This window comes from Paenibacillus sp. FSL R10-2796 (genome assembly GCF_037965315.1).
Classification (GTDB): domain Bacteria; phylum Bacillota; class Bacilli; order Paenibacillales; family Paenibacillaceae; genus Paenibacillus_AQ; species Paenibacillus_AQ odorifer.
In genome coordinates this window covers 7,237,261-7,253,833 of record NZ_CP150178.1, presented here as the reverse complement: position 1 = coordinate 7,253,833, position 16,573 = coordinate 7,237,261, and the positions used below count along the sequence as shown (strand labels likewise).

The following is a 16,573-nucleotide window of genomic DNA, read 5'->3' as shown; positions in this document are numbered from 1 at the left end:
TGAGAGTTCATGCCTAAATTTCTGCAAAGACGCTGGCACGGCTATCATACCGTATGGGCGTTCATGCTGCTGTTGGTCCTTATTATAATTGTCAGTGTTTATAACTGGGCGCTTGGGGTCGCCGGCCTGTTTCTCTCAGGTACTTTATGCTTCTATATGTTGAAAGCGGAGATCTCGTTCCGCCGTAATCTGGTGGAATATATTAATGGGCTATCTTTCCGCATTAAGCGGGTAGAGGGCGAAGCAGTCAGCATGCTGCCGCTTGGAATCATTCTGTTTAGCGAGGATCGAACGGTGGAATGGAATAACCGCTATGCCGGCGATATTTTCGCACGCAAGTCTTTAGTCGGGGAATCACTGCAAGAATTATTGCCTGATATGCAGTCTTTTTTCACAGGTGCTGCAGCGGGTAAGCGGGAGGTCGCCAAAGAAGGTGTGCTCCATGACACCCGTCTTGAGATCACCGTGGATGAACGATTTTATCAAGCTGTCATTATTCCGAGTGAGCGTATTCTTTACTTGTATGATATCACTGAGCTTGTGGTGTTACGTGAGCGGTATGAGGATGAGAAGCTGGCGATCGGCATAGTGATGATGGATAACCTGGATGAATCTGCTCAAGGGATGGATGATCAACAGCGAACCTCGCTGATTGCTAAGGTGACGAGTGAAATCACTGAATGGAGTAAGCAGTTTGAGGTTTATCTGCGGCGGTTGTCCTCGGAACGTTATCTAATGCTGCTTAATCATCGTAGCCTGCAAGCGTTGGAAGAGAGCCGCTTCGTGATTCTAGATGAAGTCAGAGAAATGACTGCTGATCTTAAGGTACCCATGACACTGAGTATTGGTCTGGCCTTTGGCGCAGACTCTGCAAGTGAATTAGGGGCATTGGCCCAATCCAGTCTAGATATGGCGCTTGGCCGAGGTGGTGATCAGGCGGCTGTAAAAGCAGGCCAACGGTTATCCTTCTACGGTGGCAAGAGTAATGCTGCTGAGAAGCGTACCCGAGTGCGGGCGCGGGTCATTGCGCATGCTTTGCGGGATCTGATGCAGGAGAGCGATCGTGTGCTGATCCTCGGTCATCGGACACCGGATATCGACGCTGTGGGTGCTGCAATCGGCCTGTTAAGGGCTGCGCAGATGTATAATGTAGAGGCTAGCATTGTGATGGAGACTCCTAATCCATCGATAACTAACATGATGGAGCAGATTCGTAAGGACGATGAATTGTATAAGTCATTCATCACAACGGAGCAATCCCTACAGATCATGACAGAGCATACCCTGCTAATTGTTGTGGATACACATAAGGCGTCTATGACGATGGAGCCGCGGTTAGTGCAATATGCCAGCAGAATTGTAGTGGTGGATCATCACCGCAGAGGTGAAGAGTTCATTAACGATGCTGTATTGGTGTATTTGGAGCCATACGCTTCATCGACTTGTGAGCTGGTGACAGAGCTGCTTCAGTATATTCATGAGAAGGTAAAGATCAGTCCGCTGGATGCTACAATGTTGTTAGCGGGGATCACGGTGGATACGAAGCATTTTGCGCTTCATACGGGGTCGCGTACCTTTGAGGCCGCAGGCTTCCTGCGCCGGAATGGTGCCGATACCGTACTTATTCAGCGCATGCTCAAGGAGGATTTACAGGAGTATATTTCCAAAGCCGAAATTATCAAACATGCGCGGATGGTGTATGACCAAATCGCGCTCGTAGTTACGGCACCAGGCATGAAAATTCCGCAGCTTCTTATTGCTCAGACTGCGGACACGCTGCTTGGGATGACCAACGTAGTCGCTTCATTCGTCATCAGCGAGCGGCCTGACGGCCTGATTGGCATTAGTGCCCGATCACTAGGACGTATGAATGTACAGGTCGTGATGGAGAAATTAGGCGGCGGAGGGCATCTGTCCAATGCCGCGGTACAGCTTGAAGGAACATGTAAAGAAGCAGAAGCCAGATTACTGCAGGTGCTGGCTGAAATCGAATCGAAAGAGGGGTTATTCGAATGAAGGTCATATTCATAAAAGATGTTAAGGGTCAAGGTAAAAAAGGTCAGGTTAAAGAGGTATCCGAAGGTTATGCTTCTAACTTCTTATTGCCACGTGGATTGGTTCGTCCGGCAACGGAAGGTAACGTGAAGACGCTGGAGAATCAAGCGGCTGCTGAACAACGCCGTAAAGATAACGAAAAAGAAGAAGCACAGCAATTGGGTAAGAAGCTTGACGAGCTAACACTGACAATGAAAGCAAAATCAGGTGAAGGCGGACGTTTATTCGGTGCTATTACAAGCAAACAGATTGCTGAGACACTGGCTTCCACCAAAGGAATTACTATTGATAAGCGCAAGATTGAATTAGGTGAGCCAATTCGCCATATAGGAGTATTTCAAGTAAGCGTAAAATTGCATACTGAAGTAAAGGCCACACTTAAGGTTGAGGTAACGGAGGAGTAACATGGGTGGAGATCTCTTTTTCGATCGGGTTCCCCCGCAGAATCTTGAAGCCGAGCAGGCGGTAATTGGTGCGGTTCTGTTGCAGGATGAAGCGCTCATTACTGCAATGGAACGGGTGAATACCGAAGACTTCTACGATAAAGCGCATCAAATGATTTTTGAGGCGATGGTGCAGCTCGGAGAAGAGAGCCAGCCGATAGATCTTGTTACACTTACGTCCAGACTGCAGGACAAAGGAGAGCTTGAAGATATTGGTGGGGTTAGCTACTTAGCTAAGCTGGCGCATGCCGTGCCTACTGCTGCTAACGTAGAATACTACGCCCAGATTATCGAAGAGAAAGCCATGCTGCGCCGTTTGATTCGCACAGCCACGCAAATTGTGAGCGAAGGTTATACTGGCGGTGAAGATGTAGCCGATATGCTGAGTGATGCAGAGCGGCGCATTCTTGAAATCTCCAACCGGCGGAGCGGCAGTGGATTTATTGCGATCCGCGATGTCTTGATGGAAGTGTTCGACAAGGTTGAGTTGCTTCATCAAAATAAGGGGGGTACCTCAGGTATCCCAACCGGATTTGTGGATTTAGATCATATGACTAACGGATTCCAACGTAACGATCTGATCATTGTTGCGGCTCGTCCATCTGTTGGTAAGACTGCATTCGCCCTGAATATTGCACAGAACGTGGCAGTACGCGCTAAAGAAACTGTTGCGATATTCAGTCTGGAAATGTCAGCGCCACAGCTGGTACAGCGGATGATTTGTGCTGAAGCCAACTTAGATGCCAATATTATGCGTACCGGTGACTTCAAGAGTGATGATGATTGGTCCAAGCTGACGATGGGTATTCAGTCTCTATCTGAAGCGGAGATTTATATCGACGATACACCAGGTATCACGGTAACCGATATTCGTGCAAAGTGCCGGAGACTGAAGAAGGAAAAAGGACTTGGCATGATCGTCATCGACTACTTGCAGCTCATTCAGGGCCGCGGTAAAGGCGGAGAGAACCGTCAGCAAGAAGTATCGGATATATCTCGTACACTGAAGCAGATTGCCCGTGAGCTAGATGTGCCGGTTATTGCCCTGTCGCAGTTAAGCCGGGGTGTAGAGCAGCGCCAGGATAAACGTCCAATGATGAGTGACTTGCGTGAATCGGGTTCTATCGAGCAGGATGCCGATATTGTTGCGTTTCTGTATCGTGATGATTATTACAATGCGGATACGGAGAAGAAGAATATTATTGAGATCATTATAGCTAAACAGCGTAATGGTCCCGTAGGCACGGTAGAACTGGTCTTTCTTAAAAATTTCAACAAGTTCGTTAACTACGAGCGAGCACATGCGGAACCATTTGCTGGTTAAACCTGACATGTATAATTCCCGAACGATTGCACATTTCTTTGTGTAATCGTTCGTTTTATTTGACTTTGAAAAAAACCGCTGTTACACTGAGAATTGTCCTTTAGCGGGTTAAATCTGCTTGGCGTCCGGAGGGCCACGTACATAAGAATGACGTATAGGGTCCATATTATGAAAAATAATGGTGCTAAGTAGCACCTACGGAGGAATGAACATGTCAACGGTAGTCGTCGTGGGAACACAATGGGGAGACGAAGGTAAAGGGAAAATCACTGACTTTCTAGCGGAAAGTGCAGATGTGGTCGCCCGTTATCAAGGGGGCAATAATGCCGGTCACACGATTCTGATTGACGGTGAGAAGTTTAAGCTCAGCTTGATCCCTTCGGGTGTATTTTATAAAGAGAAAACTTGTGTAATTGGTAACGGAATGGTTATTAATCCGGCTGCCTTGATCCAAGAAATTAATTATATTCATGAGAACGGTTTTGATACTAAGAACTTAGTGATCAGTGATCGTGCTCATGTCATTATGCCATACCATATGGTGCTGGATGCTCTCGAAGAAGACCGTAAGGGTCCGAACAAGATTGGTACTACACGTAAAGGTATCGGTCCTTGTTATATGGATAAGGCAGCACGCAACGGTATCCGTATTGCTGACTTGATGGACGCTGAGGAATTCGAACTGAGACTCCGCCCCTTGATGCAAGAGAAGAACCAAGTGATTACGCAGGTCTATGGTGCCGAAGCTCTTAACGTAGAAGAGATTCTGACTCAATACCTGGAATATGCAGAAGTGCTGCGTAATTATGTAACAGACACCTCTGTTATTCTTAATGATGCCATTGATGCGGATCGCAAAGTGTTGTTTGAAGGTGCGCAAGGAGTAATGCTTGATATCGATCAAGGCACGTATCCGTTTGTTACTTCATCCAACCCATCTGCCGGTGGGGTGTGCATAGGTTCTGGTGTGGGACCGTCCAAAATCAAACAGGTTATTGGGGTTGCAAAAGCCTATACCACTCGTGTTGGAGATGGCCCGTTCCCTACAGAGCTGAATGATGCAACAGGTGATTATATCCGTGAAACAGGTCATGAATATGGCACAGTTACCGGACGTGCACGCCGTGTAGGCTGGTTCGACAGTGTAGTTGTGAGTCACGCTCGTCGTGTGAGTGGAATCACAGGGCTATCTCTTAACTCGCTGGATGTACTTAGCGGACTTGAGACTGTGAAGATCTGCACAGGCTACAAATACCGTGGTGAGGTAATTACTCATTACCCTGCTAGCCTCAAAATGCTGGCAGAATGTGAAGCGGTATATGAGGAGCTTCCAGGCTGGAGTGAAGATATTACTTCTGCAAAAACGTTGGATGATCTTCCAGCAAATACACGCAGATATGTTGAACGTGTATCTGAGCTTACAGGTATTCCGATTGCTATCTTCTCAGTGGGTCGTAACCGTGAGCAGACGAATCAAGTATTGCCAATTTATATCTAAAACCTAGTTATACTAAGGAGTCTCGTTAGAGGCTCTTTTTTTTGTTCTGAGGACTATCACTCTCTCTTTTGAGGCCTAGATTTATGCCTAGATGTTTCCCAAGGCCGGTTCTAGTCAATACTGGATGTATAGAAGAACATGTACATGATCTACCAGATAGGCTTGAACATAGGTGAGAGGAGAAATGAAGATGAAGATCGTGAAGCGTGCACTTAGCGTATGTCTGATTGTGGTACTTGCCAGCACTCTTTCAATTCTAACAACGGGCGTGGTTGTAAATGCTTATATTAAGTCGGTATTGGCTAGCTTCGATATTAAAGTGAATACTCCCGGTCCGGGATTTGGAGGAATGATTCGGAGCATCATTGGCATGGATAACAAATCTAACTCGGATACAGCCAATAAAGAAGTAACCACAGGGAGTACAGTTAGCAAGGAGACCGACAAAAGCACGGATTCGCCAGCTAAAGGCAAGGGCGAGCCCGTAGATGATAATACTCCAACTGATGCCTTACCAGTTATGGGGCAAGTTACAACCGAAAGTTCAACTGATAACGGAAGTGGAAGTGTTGGTGACCAACAATTAGTAATGACACCTGAGGCACTCAGTGACTTCAAAGATAATCTTCCATCGGAAGAGAAGGTAAATATATTCAATATTTTGATGTCCAAACTACCCCAGGATGAGATGGCAAAAATTTCAACAGCGATGGAGGATGGATTAACAGAAGATGAGGTTAAAGAGCTGCAACAGGTAATTGCAAAATATGTTGATGCAGACGAATATGAGAGCATAATGAAAATGCTTACACCAACTACAGAATCTACGCAATAGCTTTTATAATTGTCACTTTATAGACACAAGAAAAAGGTTGAAATTTCATATTTGCGCAAAAAACCCGCGTATTTGGCGGGTTTTTTGTCATGTCTAAAGTTGAAATTTTTCTCTAAGCTATGGTACAGTAAACAAGGACCTCAAGAGGTTAAATTTTTGTAACCTCCTTAACAACCTTTTTATAGGTTCATTAGAAGCAGGAATTAAGCACTAGTATACGCAGAAATTTACATGGACGTAATCTATATAATCGAGGTCGTACAATTAGCTTGGCCGCTTTTGTCGGAAGTAAAAGCGGACTGAAAGGGAGAGTTTCATGAAGGGATTTAAGTTCATGCGTCGGATGAGCAAGCTGCAGGATGGACATCCAGCAGAATCCGAGGCGAATGTTCAACAGAGCCACAATTTCGATCACGACTCCAAACACTTTCAACAAGAGAAAGGTACTCGCAGATTTCGGCGTGCTTGGATTTTGGGATCTGTCGGCCTTGTGCTTCTAGCTACGGTGTTGGTTGGAGCAGAGAAAAAGTATGTAGCCGCTAACACGGTTACCTATTATCAAGTGTTGGTGAAGGGTGAAGAAGTCGGAAGACTTACCGATCAAACGCAGCTTAACCAGCTATACGAGAAGAAACAACGAGAATATCAGGAGAAATATCCGAATTCAACCATGGTGCTGCAAACAGAGGGCATAACAATAGAAGAGCAGAAGGCATACAAGCCAGAAGTTGATAGTGAGGCGACACTTACTAAACTAGATGGAATGCTGAAAGCTTATGCGGTAGGCGTGCAATTGATGGTAGATGGCAAGGCCGTTGGCATAGTTAAGGATCAGGAAACTGCTAATGCTGTGCTCGAAGGGGTAAAAAATCATTATGTCCCACAAGCAGAAGTAGCAACGACGGCTAGTAAGCTAACAAGAACGGCTGCTTCCAGCTCATCTGCTGCAAAAGCGAAGGCTCCAGAGCAAGTAGAGTCGGTAGAGATTAGTGAAGATATTTCTATCGTTCCTATCAAAGCAGATCCTAATAAAGTGTTGGATGTGGAGGCAGCGGTCCAGACACTTACTGAAGGTAAAGAGGCGCCTCTTCTTTATACCGTTCAAGAGGGTGATACGATTTCGGGGATTGCCAAACGGTTTGAAATCACCCAAAAAGAGATTTATAGTAACAACCCTAACGTGAAAGAGCTGACGTTGAAGATTGGAGATACACTGAAGCTGAAGGTACCCCAACCAGATGTTACAGTAGTAACTGTGGAAAAAGTGACTGAGCAGATAGTGACTGAGCCGGAAGTGGTTGTGCGTTCGAGCGATCAGCTAGCGGCAGGCAAAAGCAAAGTGGTTCGTCCAGGACAAACTGGACTTAAAGAAATGGAGTATCGGGTAACAAAGGAAAATGGCACGGTTGTTCAAGAAGAATGGTTAGGCCAGACCGTTATAAAAGCCTCGCTGCCAGAAGTTGTTTATCGGGGAACGAAGGTTGTTGGTGAAGGAACAGGCATGTTCAGTTGGCCGGTAAGCGGGGCGACACTGACAAGTAGCTTCGGTGAGCGTTGGAGCCGTGCCCATAAGGGTATTGATATGGTATCTAGCAATCGGAATATAAAAGCTTCTGATGCCGGGACCGTAATCTTTGCAGGGGTGCAGAATGGATACGGGAATGTAGTTATTGTGGATCATCGCAACGGATACCAGACCTATTATGGTCATTTAAAAAGCATCTCGGTTTCTACAGGCCAACGCTTGGAGCAGGGTGGCAAGATTGGCGTAATGGGCAGCACCGGACGTTCGACGGGTACACATCTGCATTTTGAGATTCGGAAGAATGGCACTGCTGTAAATCCAATGAAGTATTTGCAATAATTCATACTTAATCCTTTAACTGCTCGATTTTAATCGGGCGGTTTTTATTTTTTTTAATCTACGAGTGACGGCAAAGCCGTTTCTTTTTGCTGGGCAGGGGGATTGCTTATTTCGTAGGATGTGACGGTTAGACAGGTATGTTAAAATAAAGGAATGATCATTAAGTAAGGATAGGAAGGTGAAGCTGGGACATGCAGATGGGAACGATTCTGGTAGTAGATGATGAACAGCCTATTGCTGATATATTGAAATTTAATTTAGAAAAAGAAGGCTACGAGGTTATTTGTGCTTTTGATGGCAACAGCGCAGTGGAGCTGGCATTGTCCAAAAGGCCGGATCTTATGCTGCTTGATCTTATGCTGCCCGGCAAAGATGGCATGGACGTCTGCCGCGAGGTGCGTTCTGCGCACTTGGACATTCCTATCATTATGCTTACAGCCAAGGACGGAGAGATTGATAAGGTACTTGGCCTGGAGCTTGGTGCTGATGACTATGTGACCAAACCTTTTAGTACACGTGAATTGCTGGCCCGAGTTAAAGCCCAGATGCGGAGACAGCATAAACCGTCACCACAGGGGATGGCGAGTGAACCAGCAGAGAATAAGCAGGGCATTTATCATTTTGATCTGTTTATAGATACAGATATGTATATGGTCTATAAGGGCGGGGAGCCGCTTGACTTGACCCATCGTGAATATGAGCTACTCTACTATATGATCAAACATGCCGGTAAGGTGATGACTCGGGAGCATTTGCTGCAGGCAGTGTGGGGATTTGAGTATTTCGGTGATGTGCGGACCGTTGACGTGACGATCCGTCGTCTAAGAGAGAAAATTGAGGAGAACCCCAGCAAGCCCGAATATATTTATACTCGGCGTGGACTTGGCTATTTGATGCATAGCCCTAAAAATGGAGGACTGTGATGAAGTGGCGGTCCTTTATCCGGACAATTCAGGCAAAACTTATTATTATTTACGTGTTGCTGATTCTGATAGCTATGCAGTTGATCGGGGTTTATTTTGTCAGCTCGATGAAGAACTCGTTAACAGATAATTTCACCAAGGACCTTAAAGCACGTGCTGAGATGTTGTCTATCCTGACTGCTGATAAATTTGGTAGTGAGGCTGGAACGGCTGATGAGGAAACGGCTGTGGAGAGTCTGCGCGGGATGGTCAATAATCTGTACATTAACGGGGCCGAGATTCAGGTACTGGATGCCAGCGGCAAAATCATCACCACTTCTGTTCCCTCGCAGAATGACTATGTCGGGCAGCGTAACACCCAGACAGTTGTGAATCGGGCCTTGCAGGGCATCAGTGATAACGAGGAATATATTATTGCGGATGATAATGTGCGGAAAAAGGTTGTGGCTAAGCCTGTGCTCTCGGGGGACAAGGTAGTGGGCGCAATCTATATTGCTGCTGACATGAAGGATCTATACGCCACGATGGGCCGGATCAATAGTGTATTTATCTCAGGTTTGCTGTTAGCTCTAGCGTTAACGGTTGTTTTATGCGTCATTCTGGCGCACACCATTACGCAGCCTATTAAGGAAATGACGAGGCATGCTACGGCGGTCGCTGAAGGCCGATTCAATCGTAAAATGCCCGTATTGGGCAATGATGAAATTGGACAACTCAGTCAGGCATTCAATTATATGACCGGTAGATTGCGTGAGGCACTCTCGCAGAATGAAGAGGAGAAGGAGAAGCTTACCTCTATTCTGACGAACATGAGTGATGGTGTTGTGGCTACAGATGAGAACGGAGTAGTGATTCTGATGAATCGGCGGGCAGCATTGATGCTCGGAAATGAAGGTCCGTTGCCGGAAGGTGCTCCTCTAGATAAACTGTTGGGCTTAGATTACGAACAAAGTGGATCTCTGGCTAAAGGTAATGCCCAATCTGCAATGCTTCATCTGACCCATATGGGTGGAGAAGATTCTAATATTGTAAGAGTGACGTTTACTCCGATTCATCGTCGTGAGGGTGGCATTGCCGGCACAATTGCTGTTCTGCAGGATGTCACCGAACAGGAGAATCTGGAGAAATCACGCCGGGAGTTCGTGGCGAACGTTTCGCATGAGCTAAGAACACCACTTACCACTATTAAAAGCTATGTTGAAGCACTGGATGATGGAGCACTTGAAGATCCGCAGCTGGCGGTTCGGTTTGTTGGGGTGATTCGCAACGAAACGGAACGGATGATTCGTCTGGTTACGGATTTGCTGCATCTTTCCCGTCTGGATTCCAAGGAAGCTCTTCTTCGAATTCAGCAGACAGATATTACCGAGATGCTGGAGGATGTTGCGGATCGTTTTTCTTTTCAAATTCGGCAAAAGCGTATCGATATCAGTACAAGGGTCCGCAAAGATGTTACTACGGCGTGGCTTGATCGTGATCAAATCGACCAGGTCTTGGGGAATTTGGTCTCCAATGCGCTAAAATATACGCCAGAAGGCGGTACAATTGAATTGGAAGCGTTGAAGAATGAGGATGGAATGCTCTCCATTTCTGTACGTGATTCGGGGATAGGGATTCCCAAAAAAGATATCGAGCGGATCTTCGAACGATTTTATCGCGTGGATAAGGCACGTTCGCGGAACATGGGAGGCACTGGACTTGGCCTTTCCATTGCCCGGGAAATTGTGAAGGCACATGGAGGCTCCATTTCCCTGCAATCCGAGCTAAATGAAGGTTCAAAGGTAACCTTTACCCTGCCTTTGAACGAGCAAAGGGGGAGTGAGGCGTGAAGGAACGAATCAAATCATGCATTCTAGCCTTGCTCGTGCTCGGAAGCCTGGTTGAAAGCTATTATTTGATCTACCGCTTGCCTGGTGCTGATTCTGCGGTGCTTTCTGAGAACCTGTATGTGAAGACAGATAATATGGGTCCGGAAGAGAAGGTAGAGAACCTGTTATACCCTGACAAAATGATCATCCATATGGGGGAAGGCAAGCATACGCTTTTTTATCCGGACTCTACGTTCTATAGCTTGATCATGAATCGCTTAAAAGGTCGTGGTTTCGAAAGCTTCCAACGGCACTCGGTACAGGATTATGATTGGGATAAGATCCGCAATGAGAATCCTGGGATTGAGCTTTCGTTCGGAGCGGGCATTCCGGTAACGTTATTGCAGCGGGTGATGCAGTTATCGCCAGATTCCCTTTTTGAAGGAGAAAGCATCGATCGCATTTGGATCTATAACATTAAGAACGATTCCAAGGCCCATGCTATTTTCTTCAGTACGAGAGGCGACATCATATACGAAGCGGCAAAAGCGGATTTAACGGTTCAGGATGTGCAGCAGCATGTCGATTTTGGTAAGAATTGGACGCCTTACAAGACCGTAAGCGGGGATTATTATGTGCCAGACAGTAAGATTTCTCTGGTTCAGGTAGACATGCCTTCCGGGATGTACACCATAGAGCAAATGCAGAGTAATCTTTTCTTCGATGTTGGAAGTACTAGATATATCCGGGAGAAAAACGGCTCGGAGATTTATACGGACAGCAAACGAAGCCTTCAGGTGGACCAGGGTAAGAACTGGATGAGCTATAGCGACCCTGCGGCGCTTCCAGCTGGAGAAAGTACCCCTGCCAAGGATGCTTTGGAAGCTGTAGAATTTGTGAACCAGCATGGCGGATGGAATGGGACTTACCGTTTGGAGGCTACAGAGGAAGGGAGACAGGAGAGAAAGGTCTCTTTTCAACAATATTATGGCTCCTATCCGTACGGCTCCTATCCGATAATGAGCCATTCATCATTACAGTATGGTGTAATAAATCTGGAACTGCAGCAGGGAACAGTATCCTCTTATGAACGTTCTCTAATCTATATAGATGAAAGTAAGGCCGTAAAAAAGGTAGTGGAGCTATCTGGAGGTGCGGATCTGGAGTATAGGTTGTCTCTGGTCAGTAAAACTTCGGCAGTGAAGGATTTAACGCCTGCTTATGTGCCTGAGGTGAAGGAAGATCATCTGGAGCTGATACCTGTCTGGAAAGTTACACTTAGTGATGGCAGCGTGCTTACTTTGAATTAATGGGCAAGTGGTTCATATAACATTTAGGAGGTTCGGGTATGGATTGGGGAAGAGCTAAAAATGTACTGATTTGCGCCTTTTTAGGTCTGAATCTGCTGCTATGTTACCAGCTGTGGGTCGATTTACGCGATCAGGTTAGTGCTAATCTTGATTTTACTTCCCTGTCTGCTGAGACCCAAGCCGTAATGGAGCAGAAAGGGATTCGTGTATTGTGTCCCATTCCGGCTTCTACCCCGCAGCTTCCTAACATTACTTATCGTTATTCTGCTGAAGAGCAGACTGAACCACCAATTGAATTAGATGTACCTATAGACAGCAAGCTGATCTATTCTTCCTTCTCAGAGCTTAGCAAGGCGCTTGAGGATAAGATTCCTGACATTTCCAATTATCGCTTTGATTCACAGGAAAGTGAGGTTGGGAAGTTCGTTCTTCATCCGCTGGTTCAAAATCAGTGGTCGTTGTTCCGTGTTAGGCTAGAGTTGATTAACAGTGATCAAAAAATCGTAGCTTACCGCTGGCCGAAGATTGAAATAGGGACAAGCAGCAGCGATAAAGAACAGAAGGTGCTTCCAGCATCGCAAGCACTTAGTAGTTTGATAGAGAAGTATTTCCCGGCAGATTCCGTAGTGAAGGAGATTGAGCTGGGATATTACGGTGAGCTGTTCAACTCGGAAAGTCAGGTAGCTTCGCCGATGTGGCGGTTTATGCTGGAGAACGGCAATGCCTATTATGTGGATGCTATTAGTGCGGACATCATCAGTCCTAAGACAACAGAGTAGAAGGAGTAAGGAAAATGGGGATTTCATTTACAGTACTGTCCAGTGGTTCTACCGGCAATGTAACGGTGGTACGAAACGGGGAGACAACACTTATGATTGACGCAGGTTTTAGTGCCAAGCGGATCGATGAGCTGTTGGCCATGCGGGAACTAACGGGTAATGATATAGACGGGATTCTAGTTACACACGAACATTCCGATCATATCAAGGGACTCGGGGCCATGGCCCGTAAATACGATCTTCCGATTTATGCGAACACCAATACCTGGGGAGCTATCGAGAAGGGAATTGGTAAAATACCGGAGTATAACCGTATGATCATGGAGTCTGGCCAGCACAAGGATTTCGGCAGTATGCGAGTAGAATCCTTTGCGATTTCTCATGATGCGGCGGAGCCAGTGGGTTACAATTTTTATGATGGAAAAGAGAAGTTATGTGTAGCTACAGACCTGGGCTATGTTAGTGATAAGGTAAGAGATGCAATTTCAGATGCAGATGTATTGGTGCTGGAGGCGAATCATGATATCGAATTGCTGAGAATGGGACGTTATCCGTGGAATACGAAACGGCGCATCCTAGGCGACATGGGTCACCTTTCCAATGAGGCAGCTGGAGCTGCGCTTAGCGAAATTCTTACAGGGCGGACCAAACGGACCTATTTGGCGCATTTAAGCCGGGATCACAATATGATGGATTTGGCAAAAATGTCGGTACGCGGCGCAATGGAGGATCGGGGCTGTTTTTTCAAAGATAGTGAGTTCAGACTGTGTGATACGTATTATGATCAACCTACGCCATGGGATAAGCTGAGCCAGTCATAAGCTGATCAAGTTCAGCGGTCTTGCGATCTAATTCTTGACGGGAGATTAGGCCTTTTTCAATCATCAATTCGATCATTGCGCTAAAGGCAAGGGTCATGTGGTAGTGTTCATCCTTTAAGTCACCTAGCTTACCGATAAACTCGACTAAATCCATACTTGTTGAAAAAGAACTCATAATTAATCCTCCTTTAATAGTGTGAATATATAGTGTAATTAGAACTGAAAACTGTAAAAAATTCGCAGGTGTTTTAGCTGAGGAAAATCCCGAATTGCAGGTTGCCTGTGATACAATTAAAAGCGTGATGAGCAATGCTAAAATTTTAGGGACACTTCTATTTTATTGTAGTCTTTTAAGTTGCAAAATATTCCTAATAGAGAAGATATATTAAAAGATTATCATAATCTAACGATTGACCGAAACTCTTGTGGGGTTAATGGATAAAGTGAAACTTTTTAGTGATATTTGGAGTCTAATGGTTACAGAGGTTTGGTTCGGACGTGGTTGCTATAGGTTCAGGTCTTACCAACAGTGAACGCTTGGCAATAGAAGGGGGAGATTTTCGGTGGGATTGTTTGATGATGATTTCTATTCAACTAAAGTTTCGCGGTCCAGAGGGGATGAAGCATCAAAGGGATCGTTTGCTAATCGTAGACATTCTGTACGCAGATCGCGTAAGGGTTTATCTACTTGGCAAATATCCGCCGTTTGCTCCTTAGTCAGCGCTGTGGTGGCAGTTTTGTTATTCAGTATGTTTACAGGCCAGATGAGTCATGAGACTGCTCAGAAGCCGGTTGTAGCAACTGGAAATGTTGCCCCAAGCAGTAGTGATCCATTTGACCGGATTATTCAAGCTGCTGCCACGGTTCGCCCTGCAGTAGTAAGTATTATCAATCATAAAGAAGATAATGAAGAATTAAACATTCTGGATGAGTCTGCACTAGGCTCAGGAGTGATCTATAAAAAGACAGGGAATAAAGCATTTATCATTACTAATAATCATGTCATCGAAGACTCCGGTAATCTCGAAGTGGTTACAGTGAACGGAGAGACTCGTAAGGCAACACTCGTTGGAACGGATAAAGTAAGCGACATTGCGGTACTCTCTATTGATGCCAAAGGAATCGATACCATCGCGCAGCTCGGTGATTCCTCTAAGCTTCGTCTAGGTGAAACGGTCATTGCTATCGGTAATCCGCTAGGACTTGGTGATACATTGACCTCGGGGATTGTTAGCTATACTGAACGGATGGTCCCCGTATCCCTTAATCAGGATGGAGTATATGACTGGGAACAAGAAGTCATACAGACCGATGCGGCGATTAATGAAGGAAACAGTGGCGGCGCATTAGTGGATCTGGATGGCAAGGTCATTGGAATTAACACAATGAAGATTTCAGATACGGGTGTAGAGGGTTTGGGTTTTGCAATTCCCGCCAATCATGTGATAGATATCGCTAATGAGCTGGCTGAAAAAGGACATATTGCCCGTTCTTACTTGGGTGTATATTCAGTTGATTTGAACAATCCGTACGTTCCACTAGCAGAAGATCAACGCAATGAATTGAACCTGCCGAACAGTGTTAAGGATGGAGTAGTTGTTCTAGAAGCCGTTGGCCCTGCGAAGGAAGCTGGACTGCAATTCAATGATGTCATTACCAAATTTAATGATCAATCAATCATATCTACCCTTTCTCTTCGCAAGTACTTATATAATCATACGAAGATCGGTGATGATCTGAAAATTACTTACTATCGAAACGGCGAGGCCAAACAGGCAACAGTTAAACTTCTTGAAAAACCACAGGAATAATATGCTGGAAGTCGGTATATAATGATATAGCAGTTACGACAAGTAGAGCGGACTACCCCTTCGATTCCGAGGGGGTACCTTCTTGAAAAAGCGGATAAAAGTAACGTTTTTGGAAAAGCTATTTTTCTAAAACCATGATAATTATGCCAGAAAAAGGATCTATTTAGGGAATAAACACTAAGTGGCAGCCCTTACATTGGAAGGTAATACTTATTAGGGCAAAAACGGATATATTCGGATGCTTGCTTGCCTTTGCTAATCAGGTGTGGTAATATGATATCAATCATACATTTAGTCCCTAATTCTCGCATTGAAAAGGGCTGTCATATTTGGTAATACAACCTTTTTCAATGTGTGAATTTTTTCTTTGTTTGAAGATAAAAAGAACATATTAATTTAAATTTGTGGAGGTAACACACATGCAAACAGGTACAGTTAAATGGTTCAACGCAGAAAAAGGATTCGGATTTATCGAAGTTGAAGGCGGAAGCGACGTATTCGTTCACTTCAGCGCAATCACTGGCGACGGCTTCAAAACTTTGGACGAAGGCCAACGCGTTGAATTCAACGTTGTTCAAGGCAACCGTGGACCACAAGCCGAAAACGTTGTAAAACTGTAATAATAGAAGAAACCGTCCCAGCTTGTGAAAGTTGGGACGGTCTTTTTATATCTAGTTACTCACTATTGACTTACAGGATGGGAGGAACGGCAATGAACTACCGGAAGAAACCTTTGGAAGAAATACCGGAAGAAAATACCGCAATTTGGGCATGTACCAATGAGGGATGCAACGGATGGATGAGGGATAATTTCGCATTTGAACATGCGCCTTCTTGCCGTCTATGTGACTCTCCAATGGTTCGCAGCACGAAGATGCTACCCCAATTGCTTAATTCGAATGGCGATCTCAAATCGCTGAAGAAGGGTATTTCCATCTAACCAATACCTAAATGAGTCAAGCATTTAATAGAACGACGAACCACTCAAGACGGGTAAACCGTCTTATTTTTTTTGCTTTCTTTATGCTAAATTGTGATCTTTGTCACAAATCATTTGAATTTCACCGTTAAATGACTATCTTTATGTGACATTTATCACAAA

At 45.3% G+C, this 16,573-nt stretch carries 15 protein-coding genes; 14 read left to right on the top strand and 1 reads right to left on the bottom strand.

All coding sequences use genetic code 11. The features are described from left to right. Positions 1–9: 9 nt before the first annotated feature. The 11 genes from NST58_RS32335 to NST58_RS32285 all read left to right on the top strand — a co-directional run bounded on the left by NST58_RS32335 (position 10) and on the right by NST58_RS32285 (position 13,660). The gene (locus tag NST58_RS32335; RefSeq protein ID WP_076124313.1) at positions 10–2,016 is read left to right on the top strand and encodes a DHH family phosphoesterase; all 2,007 of its coding nucleotides are present in this window, start codon (positions 10–12) and stop codon (positions 2,014–2,016) included. Beyond that, positions 2,013–2,459: a 50S ribosomal protein L9 gene (gene rplI, locus NST58_RS32330; protein WP_036677804.1), complete on the top strand. Its 447-nt coding sequence runs from the start codon at positions 2,013–2,015 to the stop codon at positions 2,457–2,459. The genes NST58_RS32335 and rplI overlap by 4 nt, the downstream gene beginning before the upstream one ends. Position 2,460: 1 nt before the next feature. After that, entirely contained in the window at positions 2,461–3,822 is a 1,362-nt protein-coding gene (dnaB, locus tag NST58_RS32325; RefSeq protein ID WP_036677807.1) for a replicative DNA helicase, read from the top strand. A gap of 211 nt (positions 3,823–4,033) precedes the next feature. Next, entirely contained in the window at positions 4,034–5,320 is a 1,287-nt protein-coding gene (locus NST58_RS32320; protein ID WP_076105178.1) for an adenylosuccinate synthase, read from the top strand. Positions 5,321–5,510: 190 nt separating this feature from the next. Then, on the top strand, positions 5,511–6,155 hold the full coding sequence (locus tag NST58_RS32315) for a hypothetical protein (protein WP_339245567.1): 645 nt from the start codon (positions 5,511–5,513) through the stop codon (positions 6,153–6,155). Positions 6,156–6,471: 316 nt separating this feature from the next. Further along, positions 6,472–8,019: a M23 family metallopeptidase gene (locus tag NST58_RS32310; RefSeq protein WP_076219260.1), complete on the top strand. Its 1,548-nt coding sequence runs from the start codon at positions 6,472–6,474 to the stop codon at positions 8,017–8,019. 191 nt (positions 8,020–8,210) lie between these two features. Then, complete coding sequence (gene yycF / locus NST58_RS32305) at positions 8,211–8,942, top strand: response regulator YycF (RefSeq protein WP_076124308.1); 732 nt, start codon at positions 8,211–8,213, stop codon at positions 8,940–8,942. Then, entirely contained in the window at positions 8,942–10,771 is a 1,830-nt protein-coding gene (walK, locus tag NST58_RS32300) for a cell wall metabolism sensor histidine kinase WalK (RefSeq protein ID WP_339245563.1), read from the top strand. Before yycF ends, walK begins: the two co-directional genes overlap by 1 nt. Next, complete coding sequence (gene yycH / locus NST58_RS32295; RefSeq protein ID WP_076124306.1) at positions 10,768–12,060, top strand: two-component system activity regulator YycH; 1,293 nt, start codon at positions 10,768–10,770, stop codon at positions 12,058–12,060. Before walK ends, yycH begins: the two co-directional genes overlap by 4 nt. A 38-nt stretch (positions 12,061–12,098) precedes the next feature. Next, positions 12,099–12,839, top strand: coding sequence for a two-component system regulatory protein YycI (gene yycI, locus NST58_RS32290; RefSeq protein WP_339245561.1), 741 nt, complete (start codon positions 12,099–12,101; stop codon positions 12,837–12,839). Between the two features lie 14 nt (positions 12,840–12,853). Further along, positions 12,854–13,660 (top strand): MBL fold metallo-hydrolase, encoded by an 807-nt coding sequence (locus NST58_RS32285; RefSeq protein WP_036677825.1) that lies wholly within the window; start codon positions 12,854–12,856, stop codon positions 13,658–13,660. On the opposite strand, the gene NST58_RS32280 is transcribed toward NST58_RS32285, so the two are convergent. Next, complete coding sequence (locus NST58_RS32280) at positions 13,629–13,835, bottom strand: hypothetical protein (protein ID WP_036677826.1); 207 nt, start codon at positions 13,833–13,835, stop codon at positions 13,629–13,631. The genes NST58_RS32285 and NST58_RS32280 overlap by 32 nt on opposite strands. 388 nt (positions 13,836–14,223) lie before the next feature. On the opposite strand from NST58_RS32280, the gene NST58_RS32275 reads away from it, so the two are divergent. The 3 genes from NST58_RS32275 (at position 14,224) to NST58_RS32265 (ending at position 16,411) form a co-directional block, all read left to right on the top strand. Continuing rightward, positions 14,224–15,471, top strand: coding sequence for a trypsin-like peptidase domain-containing protein (locus NST58_RS32275; RefSeq protein ID WP_076124305.1), 1,248 nt, complete (start codon positions 14,224–14,226; stop codon positions 15,469–15,471). A 419-nt stretch (positions 15,472–15,890) separates the two neighbouring features. Continuing rightward, a complete protein-coding gene (locus NST58_RS32270; RefSeq protein ID WP_019914582.1) occupies positions 15,891–16,091 on the top strand; it encodes a cold-shock protein in 201 nt (66 codons plus the stop codon). 92 nt (positions 16,092–16,183) lie between these two features. Next, positions 16,184–16,411 carry a cold-shock protein gene (locus NST58_RS32265; RefSeq protein ID WP_036677829.1) on the top strand — a complete coding sequence of 76 codons (228 nt, stop codon included), beginning with the start codon at positions 16,184–16,186 and terminating at the stop codon, positions 16,409–16,411. Positions 16,412–16,573: the final 162 nt, after the last annotated feature.

Bases quoted from the DNA above. Each gene is read 5' to 3' on its own strand.
- NST58_RS32285 (WP_036677825.1), top strand. From the start codon at position 12,854: ATGGGGATTTCATTTACAGTACTGTCCAGTGGTTCTACCGGCAATGTA.
- NST58_RS32270 (WP_019914582.1), top strand. From the start codon at position 15,891: ATGCAAACAGGTACAGTTAAATGGTTCAACGCAGAAAAAGGATTCGGA.
- walK (WP_339245563.1), top strand. From the start codon at position 8,942: ATGAAGTGGCGGTCCTTTATCCGGACAATTCAGGCAAAACTTATTATT.
- NST58_RS32265 (WP_036677829.1), top strand. From the start codon at position 16,184: ATGAACTACCGGAAGAAACCTTTGGAAGAAATACCGGAAGAAAATACC.
- NST58_RS32335 (WP_076124313.1), top strand. From the start codon at position 10: ATGCCTAAATTTCTGCAAAGACGCTGGCACGGCTATCATACCGTATGG.
- NST58_RS32310 (WP_076219260.1), top strand. From the start codon at position 6,472: ATGAAGGGATTTAAGTTCATGCGTCGGATGAGCAAGCTGCAGGATGGA.
- dnaB (WP_036677807.1), top strand. From the start codon at position 2,461: ATGGGTGGAGATCTCTTTTTCGATCGGGTTCCCCCGCAGAATCTTGAA.
- yycF (WP_076124308.1), top strand. From the start codon at position 8,211: ATGCAGATGGGAACGATTCTGGTAGTAGATGATGAACAGCCTATTGCT.
- yycI (WP_339245561.1), top strand. From the start codon at position 12,099: ATGGATTGGGGAAGAGCTAAAAATGTACTGATTTGCGCCTTTTTAGGT.
- NST58_RS32320 (WP_076105178.1), top strand. From the start codon at position 4,034: ATGTCAACGGTAGTCGTCGTGGGAACACAATGGGGAGACGAAGGTAAA.
- NST58_RS32280 (WP_036677826.1), bottom strand. From the start codon at position 13,835: ATGAGTTCTTTTTCAACAAGTATGGATTTAGTCGAGTTTATCGGTAAG.
- rplI (WP_036677804.1), top strand. From the start codon at position 2,013: ATGAAGGTCATATTCATAAAAGATGTTAAGGGTCAAGGTAAAAAAGGT.
- NST58_RS32315 (WP_339245567.1), top strand. From the start codon at position 5,511: ATGAAGATCGTGAAGCGTGCACTTAGCGTATGTCTGATTGTGGTACTT.